Below are 14,324 nucleotides of genomic sequence, written 5' to 3' on the forward strand. Positions count from 1 at the left end.
GGCGAGCCCGCCGTTCCGCCCCTCAGCGGTTGCGCATGAAGTCGGCGACGCCCAGCAGCGCCTTCTCCAGCGCCTCGCGGAAGCGCGGATCGAGGTCCGGCAGGTCGTCGAGCGCCTTGTGCATGCAGAACATCCATTCGTCGCGGGCGGCGGCGTCGATGGCGTAGGGCTTGTGGGCGGCGGTGATGCACACGCTGCCGGTGCGCTGGGCGAACAGCGGCGGGCCGCCGAGCCAGCCGCTCAGCCACTCGAACAGCTTCTGGCGGATGCCGGAGAGGTCCCGCCCGTGCATGGCGCGGATGGTCGCGGCTTCCGGGGCTGAGTCCATGATGTCGTAGAAGCGGTCGACCAGGGTGCGCAGCGCCGTCTCGCCGCCCAGCAACTCATAGGGCGCCACCCGGCGCGGCGCCGCCCGCGGCTCGGCGGCCGGGGTCGCCTGGGGCGTCGCGCAGCCGCCGGCGGCCGCGTCCTGGGCCTGGGTCTGGGTGGCGGTGTCGGTCATCATGCTCTCCCGCTCGGGCGGACCGTCACGCGCCTCGACGGCCGGCCGCTGACCTCGACAGTGGGGCGGTCCGCCTGCCCTGTCAACGCGTGCACCGTGCCACGCGACGGTGCGTCGCAGCGGGGTCCGGCCGCGCCACTTATCGCCTGGCGATCTTCATGCCGGGCTCGCAACAACTTCGGGTTGGCTTGCTCTTGGCGGTCAGGGGCGCTAGTGCCAAGCCGGTATGCGGTAAGGACAGGTTCAATCATGCGGCGTGGCATTATTCTCGCGGGCGGTTCCGGCACGCGGCTTCATCCCCTCACCCTGCCGGTCAGCAAGCAGTTGATGCCCGTCTATGACAAGCCGATGATCTATTATCCGCTGTCGGTGCTGATGCTGGCGGGCATCCGGGAGATCCTCATCATCACCACGCCGGACGATCAGCCGGCCTTCCGCAACCTGCTGGGCGATGGCCGCCAGTGGGGCCTGACGCTGGCATACGCCGCCCAGCCCCGGCCCGAAGGGCTGGCGCAGGCCTATCATATCGGCGCCGACTTCGTCGGCGACCGTCCGTCGGCGCTGGTGCTGGGTGACAACATTTTCTATGGTCATGGCCTGCCGGACCTGTTGCGTCGGGCAGATGCGCGCGAGACCGGCGCCACCGTGTTCGGCTATTATGTCCGCGACCCCAGCGCCTATGGCGTCGTCTCCTTCGACGCCGGGGGCCGGGCGGCGACCATTGAGGAGAAGCCGGTCCAGCCGAAGTCCCACTATGCTGTCACCGGGCTCTACTTCTATGACGGCCGCGCCGTCGACCTCGCCCGCGACATCAAGCCGTCGGCGCGCGGCGAGCTGGAAATCACCGATCTCAACCGCCTGTATCTCGAAGCCGGCCAGCTCAACGTTGAACTGATGGGTCGCGGCTTCGCCTGGCTTGACACCGGCACCCACAATTCATTGCTCGACGCGGCGCAGTATGTCCGCATCATCGAGGAGCGTCAGGGCCTGAAGGTCTGCTGCCCGGAGGAAATCGCCTGGCGCCAGGGCTTCATCGACGATGACCAGCTGCGCGCCGTCGCCGAGCCGCTGAAGAAGAGCGGGTATGGCGACTATCTGCTGCGCCAGATCGCCGAGAAGGCTGGCGCATGAAGGTCATCGACACCGCCCTGCCGGAAGTGAAGCTGCTGGAGCCCCGCGTGTTCGGCGACGATCGCGGCTTCTTCATGGAAACCTGGAACGCCGCGACCTTCGCCAGCCTGGGCCTCGACCTGACCTTCGTGCAGGACAATCACAGCCGGTCCAGCCGTGGCGTGCTGCGCGGCCTGCACTATCAGCTGCGGCGGACGCAGGGCAAGCTGGTGCGGGTGACGGCGGGCGCGGTGTACGATGTCGCGGTCGACATCCGCCGGTCCTCGCCGAATTTCGGCCGCTGGGTAGGCTATGAGCTGTCGGCGGCGAACAAGCGGATGCTGTGGGTGCCCGAGGGCTTTGCCCACGGCTTCCTGACACTCACCGATGGCACCGACTTCCTCTACAAGTGCACGGACCTGTACGCGCCGGAGCACGAGCGGGCGATCGCCTGGAACGATCCCGCCATCGGCATTGACTGGCCGCTGGAGGACATCGTGCCCCAGCTTTCCGCCAAGGACCGCGCCGGCGTGCCGCTTGCCGACGCCGAGGTCTTCGCGTGAAGGTGCTGGTCACCGGTGCGGCGGGCCAGCTTGGCCAGGCGCTGCAACGCTCAGCGCCCGCCGGTGTGGATCTGGTGGCGCTCGATCGTGCGGGGCTCGATCTGGCCGATCCGCTGGCAATCGACCGCGTGGTGGCGCACCAGCAGCCGGCGCTGATCATCAACGCCGCCGCCTATACCGCCGTCGACAAGGCCGAAAGCGAGCCAGTGCTTGCCTACCGGCTCAACAGCGAGGCGCCGGCGGCACTGGCCGCGGCGGCCGCCCGCCACGGCGCCCGCCTGCTCCATGTCTCCACCGATTTCGTGTTCGATGGTCGCAACCCGGAGCCCTACCGGCCCGACCACCCCACGGCGCCGCTGGGCGTCTACGGCGCCAGCAAGCAGGCCGGCGAGGCGGCGGTGCTGGCGGCCGATCCGGGCGCGCTGATCGTCCGCACCGCCTGGGTGCACGCCGCGCGGGGCAACAATTTCGTCAAGACCATGCTGCGGCTGATGGCCGAGCGGCCGGAAGTGCGTGTGGTGGCCGACCAGATAGGCACCCCGACCCATGCGGTGAGTCTGGCACGCGCCCTGTGGGCGCTGGCGGCCAGCGAGGCATGCGGCGTCCTGCACTTCACCGACGCCGGGGTTGCCTCCTGGTACGATTTCGCCGTCGCCATCCAGGAAGAAGCGCTGGCGCTGGGGCTGCTGACCCAGGCGGTGCCGGTGCGGCCCATCACCACCGCCGACTATCCGACACCCGCACGCCGACCGGCCTACAGCGTGCTGGACAAGACCGCGACGACGGCGCTGATCGGACCCGCCGCCCACTGGCGCGTCGAACTGCGCGCCATGCTGGCGATGCTCAAGGAACAAACCCATGGCTAAACTGCTCGTCACCGGTGGCGCCGGCTTCATCGGCGCCAACTTCGTTCGCTACTGGCGGCGTCAGCACCCGAGCGACGCGGTAATCGTGCTCGACGCCCTGACCTATGCCGGCAACCGCGCCAACCTCGACGGGCTCGACGGCGTCGACTTCGTGCATGCGGACATTCGCGACGAGGCCCGCGTCTGCGACCTGTTGCGATCCGGCGTCGACACGCTGGTCCACTTCGCCGCCGAAAGCCATGTCGACCGCTCGATCCACGGCCCCGACGCCTTCATCGACACCAATGTCGTTGGCACCCACAGCCTGCTCAAGGCGGCCCGCAAGGTGTGGCTCGACGAGGGCGCCGGCCGGCCGCACCGCTTCCACCACGTCTCCACCGACGAGGTCTATGGCAGTCTCGGCCCGGCCGACCCGGCCTTTCACGAGGCGACGCCCTATGCGCCCAACTCGCCCTATTCGGCGTCCAAGGCCGCGTCCGACCATCTGGTGCGCGCCTATCATCACACTTACGGGCTGCAGGTGACCACCACCAACTGCTCGAACAACTACGGGCCGTACCAGTTTCCGGAAAAGCTCATTCCGCTGTTCCTGATCAATGCGCTGCACGGCCGGCCGCTGCCGATCTACGGCGACGGCATGAACGTGCGCGACTGGCTGTATGTCGAGGATCATTGCCGCGGCATCGAACTGGTGCTGGCCGGCGGCCGGATCGGCGAGACCTACAACATCGGCGGCGGCGAGGAGCTGCCCAACATGGTGGTGATCGACACGCTGTGCGCGGCGGTCGATGCCGCCTTCGCCGCCGATCCCGACCTCGCCCGGCGCTTCCCCGACGCGCCGGCGGCCGCTGGCCGGGCCTCGGCCAGCCTCAAGACCTATGTCACCGACCGGCCGGGCCATGACCGGCGCTACGCCATCGACGAGACGAAGATCCGCGGTGAGCTGGGCTACCGTGCCGCCCATGGTTTCGAACAGCGTTTCGCCGAGACGCTGGCATGGTATCTCGCCAACGAACCGTGGTGGCGCGCGGTGATGGACGGCAGCTACAAGAGCTGGGTCGAGCGCAACTACGCGACACGCTGAGGTCGGCGGGTCTCGCCGCCTGCGCCGACAACGGCTGCCCGGGTCGCCACGGTCATGCGGCCCGCTCACCCCTTCCGGCCAGATTTAACATTGCGAACCTGAGGGCCATGATCTAGGACCGGCGGTGGGTTCTATCGGGTCTAGTTCAGGTGAGGCCAACAATATTGGTCTCGTGTACATCGCCAGCACAGTAAACGTGGCAAGAGCTGCAGGTATGAACTCAATCCCCTTCGGGAGTGTGCCCGTCAATTGCCAACTGTGGAACAATAATGATCAGCGGAAAGTCGATACTTGTTACCGGTGGAACGGGGTCGTTCGGAAAGGCATTTGTAAAAACGGTCCTGGATCGTTACCCCGACGTCAAGAGACTGGTCATCTACTCGCGCGACGAGCTGAAACAGTTCGAAATGGCGCAGGTCTTTTCGCCCTCGCAATATCCGGCGCTGCGTTACTTCATTGGCGATATCCGAGACAGCAGCCGTCTGCAGCGGGCGCTTGAGAACATCGATATCGTGGTCCACGCGGCCGCGTTGAAACAGGTGCCGGCGGCTGAATATAATCCGTTCGAATGCATCAAGACCAACGTCATCGGGGCGCAGAATCTCATCGATGCTTGCCTCGACAGCAAGGTCCAGCGCATCGTCGCCCTGTCCACCGACAAGGCCGCGGCGCCGATCAATCTCTATGGCGCCACCAAGCTGTGCTCCGACAAGCTGTTCGTGGCCGCCAACAACATCCGGGGCGATCGCGACATCCGCTTCAGCGTCGTCCGCTACGGCAACGTCATGGGCAGCCGTGGCTCGGTCATTCCGTTCTTCATGGAGCGTCGCAAGACGGGTGTTCTCCCCATCACCGATCCGCGCATGACCCGCTTCAACATCTCGTTGCAGGCCGGCGTCGACATGGTGCTGTGGTCGATCGAGAATGCCTGGGGCGGCGAAATTCTGGTCCCGAAGATTCCGTCCTACAACATCACCGACGTTGCGACGGCGATCGCGCCCGAGTGCGAGCAGCGGATCGTCGGCATCCGACCGGGCGAGAAGATCCACGAGGAAATGATCACCGCCAGCGACAGCTACAACACGGTCGACATCGGCGACTATTACGCGATCCTGCCGTCCGCCGGCACGTTCACCGTCGAGGATTATGCCGCCAGGATGCAGGGCACGCGCGTTGCGCCGGGGTTCAGCTACGACAGCGGCAGCAACAGCGAGTTCCTGAGCGTTGAGCAGTTGCGCCAGCTCATCGACGAGCATGTCGTGGGCAAGTTGATCGACTGAGAGGCCGGCACGCGTGACGTTCATCCCCTACAGCTGCCAGACCATCGCGGAGGAGGATGTCGAGGCCGTCGTCGCCGCGCTGCGCTCCGAGTATCTCACCCAGGGGCCGGCGCTGCCGGCCTTCGAGGCGGCCTTCGCCGCCCGCCATCAGGTCGCGCACGCCTGCGCGGTGTCCAACGCGACGGCCGGCCTGCACATCGCGTGCCTGGCGCTGGGCATCGGGCCGGGCTCGCTGGTCTGGACGTCGCCCAACAGCTTTCTCGCCTCGGCGAACTGTGCCCGCTATTGCGGGGCCGACGTCGACTTCGTCGACATCGATCCCCACACCCGCAACATGTCGGTCGTGGCGCTGGCGGAGAAGCTCGCCCGGGCCGACGCGGCCGGCCGCCTGCCCGACCTGCTCATCCCTGTCGATTTCGCCGGCCTGCCCTGCGATCTGCGGGAGATGCGGGCGCTGGCCGACCGCTATGGCTTCCGGATTCTGCAGGATGCGTCGCACGCCACCGGTGCGACCTACCTCGACAAGCCGGTGGGCGCCCAGTGGGCTGACGCGACGGTGTTCAGCTTTCATGCGGTCAAGATCATCACCACCGGCGAGGGTGGTCTGGTCACCACCCAGGATCCGGTGCTGGCCAGGCGGCTGGCGCTGCTGCGCTCGCACGGGATGACGCGGGATGCCGCCGACATGGAGCGGACGCCGGAGGGCCCCTGGGTCTATGAGCAGCATTCGCTGGGTTTCAATTACCGGATGACCGACATCCAGGCCGCGCTGGGGTTGTCCCAGTTGCGCCGGCTTGACCCGCTGCAGCAGGCCCGCATCGCCCTGGCGGACCGTTATGACGCGCTGCTGGCCGATCTGCCCCTGCTGCGGCCAGCGCGTGGCGCGGACCGGCTGTCGTCCTGGCATCTCTATGCGATCGAAGTCGATGACAGCCGCACCACGGTCTCGCGTCTGGCCCTGTTCAATGCGCTGCGCGCCGCCCAGATCGGCGTCAACGTGCACTACATCCCCATTCACACCCAGCCCTATTACGCCCGCCTCGGCTTCAGGCCGGGCGATTTCCCCCATGCCGAGCGCTACTACGCCCGTGCCCTGTCGATCCCGCTGTTTCCGGGCATGTCCGAGGCCCAGCAGGCGCGCGTTGTCGAGGTTCTGCGCCGGACACTGGAGGCCTGACGATGACGACCGGGCGCCTTGCGATCATTCCGGCCCGCGGCGGCAGCAAGCGGATACCGCGCAAGAACATCAAGACCTTCGCCGGCCGGCCGATGATCGTGCATGCCATCGATACCGCACGCCAGTCGGGTCTGTTCGATCGCATCGTGGTCTCGACCGACGATCAGGAGATCGCGGCGGTGGCCACCGCCGCCGGTGCCGAGGTGCCCTTCGAGCGACCCGCCGACCTGGCGGACGACCACACCCCCACGGTGCCGGTGATCGCCCATGCGATCACCGCCTGCCGGCGGCTCGGCTGGACGGTGACCGACGTCTGTTGCATCTACCCCGGTGTCCCCTTCCTTCAGGCGGATGATCTGGCGGCGGCGCTGGCGATGCTGGATGCGCTCGACCGGCAGCGCTACATCTTCCCGGTCGCGCCCTTCCCCTCGCCGATCCAGCGGGCGCTGCGGCGCGACGCCACTGGCCTGGTGCAGCCGTTCAATCCGCAATATGCCGCCACCCGGACGCAGGATCTGGAGCCGGGCTATTTCGATGCCGGGCAGTTTTACTGGGGAAGCGCCGATCTCTGGCTGCAGGGCCTGAACCTCCACGCCAACGGCGCCAGCATCGTTCTGCCGGAGTGGCGGGTGGTGGACATCGATACGCCCGACGACTGGGCGCGGGCTGAACTGATGTTCAAGGCTCTGACGGGCGCCGGCCTCCCATGAGGGTGGCGATCCGCGCCGATGCGTCCCGCCTGATTGGCAGCGGTCACTGGGTGCGCTGCCTTTCGCTGGCCCAGGCGCTGCGGGAGCAGGCCGCCGACGTTGTCCTGATAACGCGTGACGTGCCGCCGCATCTGGCGGAACAGGCCGCCGCGGCCGGAGTGGCGCTGCTGTCGCTGCCCGGCCGGGAGGATGTCCGGACCAGCGCCGAGGACGTCTTCCCTGCCGATGCCCAGCAACAGGATATCGATGACCTGCGTCAGGCGCTGGCGGGCGAGCCACGGTGTGACTGGATCGTGGTCGATCATTACGGCCTCGATGCCCGGTGGGAGGCCCAGGCCGCCACTCTGGCGCCGCACGTCATGGCGATCGACGATCTGGCGCGGGTCCACCAGTGCGCGCTGCTGCTCGACCAGAATTTCTACCTTGATGCCGGGGCGCGCTATGACGGCCGTGTCCCGGCGGACTGCACCTTGTTGCTGGGGCCGCGGTTTGCCCTGCTGCGGCCCGCGTTCGCGGCCGCGCGCGCGGCTGTCGCGCCCCGCGACGGCCCGGTCCGGCGCCTGCACATATTCCTCGGCGGCATGGACCGGGACAATGTGACCGAATGGGTGCTGAGGGCCGCCGCCGGGGTGGTGCCGGCCGGCGTCCAGATCGATGTCGTCATCGGCAGCACGCATCCCGCCCGGGCATCCATCGAGGCCCTGGTCGGCGCCTGGCAGGGCGCCCGCCTTCATGTCGACACCCCTGACATGCCGGCGCTGCTGGCGGCCGCCGACCTTGCCATCGGCGCTGGCGGTACCGCGACGTGGGAGCGCTGCGTGCTCGGCGTGCCGACCCTGGCGGTCTGCATTGCCGAGAACCAGCGTGAACTGCTCGGCCAGAGCGCGCGTGGGGGACTGGTCTGCGCGCCCGACGACGCCTTGGCGTCTCCCGAGATCTTCGCGGGACACCTGCGGGCCTTGCTGGGCAACAGTGGTTTGCGCAACCATCTGTCCCGTGCCGGCCTGGCGCTGTCCGACGGTGCCGGCGCCACCCGGGTGGCCCGGCGGATGAAGGAGTGCTGCGTGTGAAGATCAGTATTCTCTGCACCGATCCCCGCCATCCGGTGAACGCGTGGATCGAGGCCTGGGCGGCCGCGGTATCGTCGCGCGCGGACGTGCGCATCCTGCGTGACTATCGCGAGCTGCAGGGCGGCGACTATCTGTTCCTGGTCTCCTGCCATCAGATCATTCGCAAGCCGACGCGCGACCTGTTCAGGCACACCCTGGTGCTGCACGCCAGCCCGCTGCCGCAGGGGCGCGGGATGTCACCGCATATCTGGGCAATCCTTGAGGGCCAGACGGAGCTGACCCTGACCTTGCTGGAGGCGGAGGATGATCTCGACTCCGGCGCCATCTGGCATCAGATCCGGTTTGAGGTGCCCGCCACCGCACTGGTGGACGAAATCCATCAGCGGCTGTTCGAGGCGGAGATCGCCATGCTCGACTGGGCGCTCGACAATCTGCACACGGCACAGCCCCGCCCGCAGACCGGGGAGCCGAGCTACTATCGCAAGCGGACCCCGGCCGACAGCGAAATTGACCCGGACCGGCCTTTGCGCGAGTCATTCGACTTGCTCAGGGTTGCCGACCCCGACCGGTATCCGGCGTTCTTTTCCTTCCGGGGCCAGACATACCGGATCAAAATCGAGAAGGCTTGAGGGTGATATGATTGCAATCAACGGCCGAGAGATTGGTGCCAGCCAGCGCCCGTACCTGATCGCGGAAATGTCCGGCAATCATAACCAGTCGCTGGAACGCGCGCTGGCGATCGTCGATGCTGCCGCGCGCGCCGGTGCCGATGCCATCAAGCTGCAGACCTATACCGCCGAAACGATGACGCTGGACATCGACGCGCCGGGGTTCGTCATCGACAACCCCGACAGCCTGTGGGCCGGACGGCGTCTTTATGATCTGTACGACGAGGCGCATACGCCCTGGGCCTGGCACAAGCCGCTGATGGAGCGGGCGGCCAGCCACGGCATGCATTGCTTCTCGACCCCGTTTGACGACACCGCGGTCGACTTTCTGGAGGAACTGGGTGTCCCCGCCTACAAGATCGCGTCCTTCGAGTGTACCGACCTCGGGCTGATCGATCGGGTGGCGCGGACCGGCAAGCCGCTGATCATGTCCACCGGCATGGCGAGCCTGACCGAGATCGACGAGGCGGTGCGAACGGCGCGCGCCGCCGGCAACGACCAGATCGTGCTGCTGAAGTGCACCAGCACCTATCCGGCGACGCCGGAAAACACCAACATCCGGACCATTCCGGTGCTGCGCGAGGCGTTCGGTGTGGAAGTCGGCCTTTCCGACCACACCATGGGCTGCGGTGTGGCGGTGGCCTCGGTGGTGCTGGGCGCCTCGGTCATCGAGAAGCACTTCACGTTGCGCCGTGCCGATGGCGGGGTCGATTCCGCCTTTTCGCTGGAACCCGAGGAATTCGCCCAGTTACGCCTGGAGACGGAGCGAGCCTGGCAGGGTCTTGGTCGTGTCACGTTCGGGACCCAGGCGGTGGAGGAAGGATCGGTACAGTTCCGCCGGTCGCTCTACGTGGTGGCCGACCTGAAGGCCGGGGACATGCTGACCGCCGAGAACGTCCGTGCCATTCGGCCAGGCTATGGGCTGGCGCCCAAGCACCTGTCCCTGGTGCTGGGCACCCGGGTGACGCGGGACGTCGCGCGTGGCACGCCGCTGGCATGGGCGCTCATCAAGTAGCGCGATGGTGGGCTCCTTCTCCAGATTGCGTGTTCTTATCGTCGGTTGCGGTAACATCGCCGGCGGGTTCGACGAGCGCCGGCCCGCCGATGCCTTGCCTCTGTCCCACGCCGGCGCCTATCGCCGTGACGGTCGTTTCGACATCGTTGGTTGCATCGAACCCGACGCCGGACGCCGGGCGGCCTTTCAGGCCCATTGGGGCATCCCGCACGGTTACGCCGATTTCAGCGCCGTGCCGCCGTCGGTGACCGCCGACATCATCGCGATCTGCGCCCCCACCGCCTTCCGGTCGGCGCATCTGGAGGCCGCCATCGCCCGGTCGCCGCGGCTGATCTTCTGCGAAAAACCCATCGCACCCACCCTGCACGAGGCGCGCCTTTGGGTAGAGCGCTGCGCGGAGGCGGGCATTCCCCTGGCGATCAATCACACGCGGCGCTGGGCTCCTGATGTGGCCCGGTTGCGTGACGAGTTGCGCCAGCAGTATTGGGGCGAGATCCGCTCGGTCACCGGGACGTACAACAAGGGCATCCTCAACAATGGCAGCCATCTGGTCGACGCGATCCGGCTGCTCCTCGATTGTACGCTTGAGATCGAGGCCGTCGGCGCGCCGCAGTGGGATTTCTGGCCGGACGACCCGACGGTACCGGCCTTGCTGCGAACAGACTCCGGCATCCCCGTCCATCTCACCACGGCGCACGCCGGCGACTATGCGCTGTTCGAACTCCAGCTGGTGACGTCGGCGGGCGTCCTGGTCATGGAGGACGGCGGCCTGCGTTGGCGCATCCGTCGCGCCGGCGACAGCGCGCATTTCGCCGGCTACAAGGCGTTGCTGGCCGCCGAGCAGGTCGACGGGCGCTACATGGAGGCCATGCTTCACGCCGCCGCCAATCTGCATGATGCCGTGCATCATGGCGCGCCGCTGGCCTGCACGGGAGCCAGCGCGCTGGTAACGCAGGCGCTATGCGACGACATCCGGGAAATGGCGACAGGCAGGAGAAAGGCAGCGGATTGATGCCGCAAACATTTTGCGGCTGCGCGTAGGAATTCGTGGAATGCGCTCGTTATTGTCACTGGGGGCGGTGGCATGAGCGCACGTTGATCTGATTTGTGAGGTGGGGAAATGGCGCGCGAGCGAAACCGGCTTTATGCAATATGTTTGTCTGCGGGGGTTCTGCTTCTTGGTGTGGCCATTTATGCCTTGTCGCAAAAATATGTTCTGAATGTGGGAATTGGAAGTTCTCTAGTAATTGACGTCAACAGGTTGTCCATTGGTGTTATTGTCGGTGGACTTATTGGAGTATTTATCTCTTTATATTTTCGTATTTACATCGTAGTTATCTCAATTATTCCAGCAGTTGCGGTAGTTTATTTTATTGTTCTGTCCTGGGTGGGGTATTCTGTCGGCCCCAGCGGGCCGTCGCCGCTGCGTTTCGAAATCAAGGAAATTGCAGATGTGAGATATGCCTACGGCTTTTCCGTGGCGGCATTCACCGGGGATGATGGTCCTGAGGTCACTGTTTCCGACTCTTGGGCCAGTCGATTTCCGGGACCGCCAGAGGCCAAGGTGCTTCTTGTAAATCTCCGGCAAAACAAGCGTCAGGCCATCGTATCGGGGGAACGGTTCGATTTTTCGAAGTCGCCAGTCCGCGACGTCTACTTGTTTGAGCGCCATGTGCCCCATGATATCAATGGCGACGGACGTCTTGATATTGTCGGCGTTGTCAATTCGCACGATGCGGTCGTCGCCTATGTGGCGCCCGCGGCACCCGGCCAGCAATGGCAACGCAAGTTGCTGAGCAACAAGACGCCGGGCGCCGTTAACCTGGCCCTCGGTGACATTGATGGCGATGGTGACGATGACGTCGTCGTGACCATGCGCACGCAGGCGGCCACCTATCCGCATCGTGGCCGCGGCGTGATCTGGTTGCAGAATCCCGGACGAGATGATCGTGGGGGCGAGTGGCCAGTGCGGCAAATCGATGTCTCGGCGTCGTTTGCCGACACGCGTACGGTGCAGCTGGGCGATGTTAACGGTGACGGGCGCGTTGATGTTGTGGTTTCCGATCTTTCGACGGGACTGATGGCCTGGTTCGCGAATGTCGATGGCATGCGCTGGGTGCGTCGTGACATTGATCAGGTGAGCACAAAATATGCTCACTACAGCAAAATGACAGACTGGAATAATGATGGTTGGCCTGACCTGATTGTTGCTCATAGTCGGGGCGTTTCTCTTCTTATTAATATGGGTTATGGTGAGAGCTGGAAAGAAGACCGTATATTTGAGAAATCACGGCTTGTTGTATTCACACCGAGTCCTCATGCGCGCATTATAACAGACGTTGATCGTGGTGATCTCGACGGTGATGGTAAGGACGAGGTGATATTCTCTATTATGACTCCTGGAAAAGAAGATGTCGGGGGATTGTTCTACGGAAAATACGAGAATGGCAAATGGGCAACTTACAAGATTCAGCAAGAGCCTAGATCGATATATGAGGTTCAATATCTGAACACGGACATGGGCGGACCGGCCATATTGTATAATTGCCATGAAAGTGCGATCAGGATGGCGCGCGTCCGCAAAACATCCGATTGACGTTTCCATAAAGACGCGCGCGTTTCGTCGCGGGCTGGGGTGGCGCCATTCCCGATGGACGGGCGCGTCGGTTGGCTTTCGGTGCTGACAAGGCGGCGTTAGGTCCGCGTCACCGGCCAGACCACCGCATTGCCCTTGCCGCGGCCTCACCGAATTGCCGGGAAAACGCCGCCGTCAAAAGGTGGTCGACAGTCATTCTGTCGCCGGCTAAACGTCCACGTCGAGGTTGGCGATGTCGGTATTGCAACCGCGTGACCGGATGCGCAGCAGCCCGACAGCCCGACCGCAGGGGGATGTGGCTGGGTCGCCACACCCTAGCGGCACGGCAAATCGACGTTCGTCTGTCCGGACCCGAACGGTAGCTATCAGGTGGAAACATGAGTGTTGAAAGTCTCGCATGTCTGGGTGGCACGCCCGTCATCGCAGCGCCGCTCGAACCCTTCAAAAGTGTTGGCGAGGACGAGGTGGCCGCCGCTTCCGGGGTGATCCGCACCGGCGTGCTCTCCGCCTACATCGGCGCGCGTGGCGACGGCTTCATGGGCGGCGAGCACGTGCGGGCGTTCGAGCGGCAGGCGGCGGACTATTTCGGCGTCAAGCACGCGCTGGGCGTCAACAGCTGGACCTCGGGTCTCATCGCGGCGGTGGGTGCCGCCGGCATCGAGCCCGGCGACGAGATCATCACGACGCCCTGGACCATGGCGGCCACGGCGACCGCCATCCTGCATTTCAATGGCATCCCGCTGTTCGCCGACATCGAGCGCGACAGCTTCAACATCGACCCGGCGTGCGTCGAGGCGCTGATCGGTCCGCGCACCCGGGCCATCCTCGCGGTCGACATCTTCGGGCAGTCGGCCAACATGCGCGCCCTGCGGGCGATCGCCGACCGGCACGGCCTCATGCTGCTGACCGATACCGCCCAGGCCCCCGGCGCCTTCTATCACGGCGCGCCGACGGGCACGCTGGCGGACATCGGCGGGTTCAGCCTCAATTATCACAAGCACATCCACTGCGGCGAGGGCGGCATCCTGGTCACCAATGATGACCGGCTGGCCCAGCGGCTCCGGCTCCTGCGCAATCACGCCGAAGCGGTGATTGACAGCAACGAGCCGGCAGACCTCTGCAACATGCTGGGTTACAACTTCCGCATGGGGGAAATCGAGGCGGCGATCGCTTCGGTCCAGCTCGGCAAGCTGGCCGCCAGGGTGGAATCGCGCCAGCGGGCCGCGGCCCAGCTGAACGCGGGGCTTGCCGGTCTTGCCGGCCTGCGGACCCCGGTTGTTTCGGAGGGCTGCACGCATGTCTATTACGTCTATGGCCTGACGCTGGACACCGGGCAGCTCGGCGTGTCGCGCCAGCAGATCGTTGATGCTCTGCGCGCCGAGGGCGTTCCCGGCCTGATGGTCGGCTATCAGAACCTGCACCTGCTGCCCCTGTTCCGCAACCGCATCGCCTATGGCACGCAGGGTTTCCCGTGGACGTCGCCGTATGCCGGCCGTGACATCACCTACGGGCCAGGCCTGTGCCCGGTCGCCGAGGAGCTGCACGCCAGCAGCTTCATGGGGCTCAACCTGTGCATGTTCGAGTTCGCGCCGGCGGACGTGGAGCTGATGATCAGCGCCTTCCGCAAGGTGTGGAACAACCTGGATGCGTTGCGGGCGCAGGCGGCGGCCTGACGGCCGCGCC

The 14,324-nt window shown here is 65.6% G+C and carries 14 protein-coding genes; 13 read left to right on the forward strand and 1 reads right to left on the reverse strand.

Features of this window, described 5'->3' with window-relative positions:
- Positions 1–22: 22 nt before the first annotated feature.
- On the reverse strand, positions 23–502 hold the full coding sequence (locus ABU113_RS08605; RefSeq protein ID WP_454559101.1) for a group II truncated hemoglobin: 480 nt from the start codon (positions 500–502) through the stop codon (positions 23–25).
- A gap of 249 nt (positions 503–751) precedes the next feature.
- On the opposite strand from ABU113_RS08605, the gene rfbA reads away from it, so the two are divergent.
- The 13 genes from rfbA to ABU113_RS08670 all read left to right on the forward strand — a co-directional run bounded on the left by rfbA (position 752) and on the right by ABU113_RS08670 (position 14,314).
- The gene (gene rfbA / locus ABU113_RS08610; protein ID WP_454559102.1) at positions 752–1,633 is read left to right on the forward strand and encodes a glucose-1-phosphate thymidylyltransferase RfbA; all 882 of its coding nucleotides are present in this window, start codon (positions 752–754) and stop codon (positions 1,631–1,633) included.
- A complete protein-coding gene (rfbC, locus tag ABU113_RS08615; protein WP_454559103.1) occupies positions 1,630–2,175 on the forward strand; it encodes a dTDP-4-dehydrorhamnose 3,5-epimerase in 546 nt (181 codons plus the stop codon). Before rfbA ends, rfbC begins: the two co-directional genes overlap by 4 nt.
- The gene (gene rfbD / locus ABU113_RS08620; protein ID WP_454559104.1) at positions 2,172–3,041 is read left to right on the forward strand and encodes a dTDP-4-dehydrorhamnose reductase; all 870 of its coding nucleotides are present in this window, start codon (positions 2,172–2,174) and stop codon (positions 3,039–3,041) included. Before rfbC ends, rfbD begins: the two co-directional genes overlap by 4 nt.
- Positions 3,034–4,125 (forward strand): dTDP-glucose 4,6-dehydratase, encoded by a 1,092-nt coding sequence (gene rfbB, locus ABU113_RS08625; RefSeq protein ID WP_454559105.1) that lies wholly within the window; start codon positions 3,034–3,036, stop codon positions 4,123–4,125. The genes rfbD and rfbB overlap by 8 nt, the downstream gene beginning before the upstream one ends.
- Before the next feature lie 269 nt (positions 4,126–4,394).
- Positions 4,395–5,405 (forward strand): UDP-N-acetylglucosamine 4,6-dehydratase (inverting), encoded by a 1,011-nt coding sequence (pseB, locus tag ABU113_RS08630; protein WP_454559106.1) that lies wholly within the window; start codon positions 4,395–4,397, stop codon positions 5,403–5,405.
- A gap of 13 nt (positions 5,406–5,418) precedes the next feature.
- Positions 5,419–6,582 carry a UDP-4-amino-4,6-dideoxy-N-acetyl-beta-L-altrosamine transaminase gene (gene pseC / locus ABU113_RS08635; protein WP_454559107.1) on the forward strand — a complete coding sequence of 388 codons (1,164 nt, stop codon included), beginning with the start codon at positions 5,419–5,421 and terminating at the stop codon, positions 6,580–6,582.
- A 2-nt stretch (positions 6,583–6,584) separates the two neighbouring features.
- The gene (pseF, locus tag ABU113_RS08640) at positions 6,585–7,292 is read left to right on the forward strand and encodes a pseudaminic acid cytidylyltransferase (protein WP_454559108.1); all 708 of its coding nucleotides are present in this window, start codon (positions 6,585–6,587) and stop codon (positions 7,290–7,292) included.
- Positions 7,289–8,362 (forward strand): UDP-2,4-diacetamido-2,4,6-trideoxy-beta-L-altropyranose hydrolase, encoded by a 1,074-nt coding sequence (pseG, locus tag ABU113_RS08645; protein ID WP_454559109.1) that lies wholly within the window; start codon positions 7,289–7,291, stop codon positions 8,360–8,362. Before pseF ends, pseG begins: the two co-directional genes overlap by 4 nt.
- Complete coding sequence (locus tag ABU113_RS08650) at positions 8,359–8,991, forward strand: formyltransferase family protein (RefSeq protein ID WP_454559110.1); 633 nt, start codon at positions 8,359–8,361, stop codon at positions 8,989–8,991. Before pseG ends, ABU113_RS08650 begins: the two co-directional genes overlap by 4 nt.
- Before the next feature lie 7 nt (positions 8,992–8,998).
- Positions 8,999–10,045, forward strand: a complete 1,047-nt coding sequence (gene pseI, locus ABU113_RS08655) for a pseudaminic acid synthase (RefSeq protein WP_454559111.1) — start codon at positions 8,999–9,001, stop codon at positions 10,043–10,045.
- 25 nt (positions 10,046–10,070) lie between these two features.
- Entirely contained in the window at positions 10,071–11,057 is a 987-nt protein-coding gene (locus ABU113_RS08660; protein WP_454559112.1) for a Gfo/Idh/MocA family protein, read from the forward strand.
- 108 nt (positions 11,058–11,165) lie between these two features.
- Complete coding sequence (locus ABU113_RS08665) at positions 11,166–12,641, forward strand: FG-GAP repeat domain-containing protein (protein ID WP_454559113.1); 1,476 nt, start codon at positions 11,166–11,168, stop codon at positions 12,639–12,641.
- Positions 12,642–13,018: 377 nt separating this feature from the next.
- Positions 13,019–14,314: a DegT/DnrJ/EryC1/StrS family aminotransferase gene (locus ABU113_RS08670; RefSeq protein WP_454559114.1), complete on the forward strand. Its 1,296-nt coding sequence runs from the start codon at positions 13,019–13,021 to the stop codon at positions 14,312–14,314.
- Positions 14,315–14,324 lie beyond the last annotated feature (10 nt).

It is taken from the genome of Parapedomonas caeni (assembly GCF_041060555.1).
GTDB lineage: Bacteria > Pseudomonadota > Alphaproteobacteria > Sphingomonadales > Sphingomonadaceae > CAUJIW01.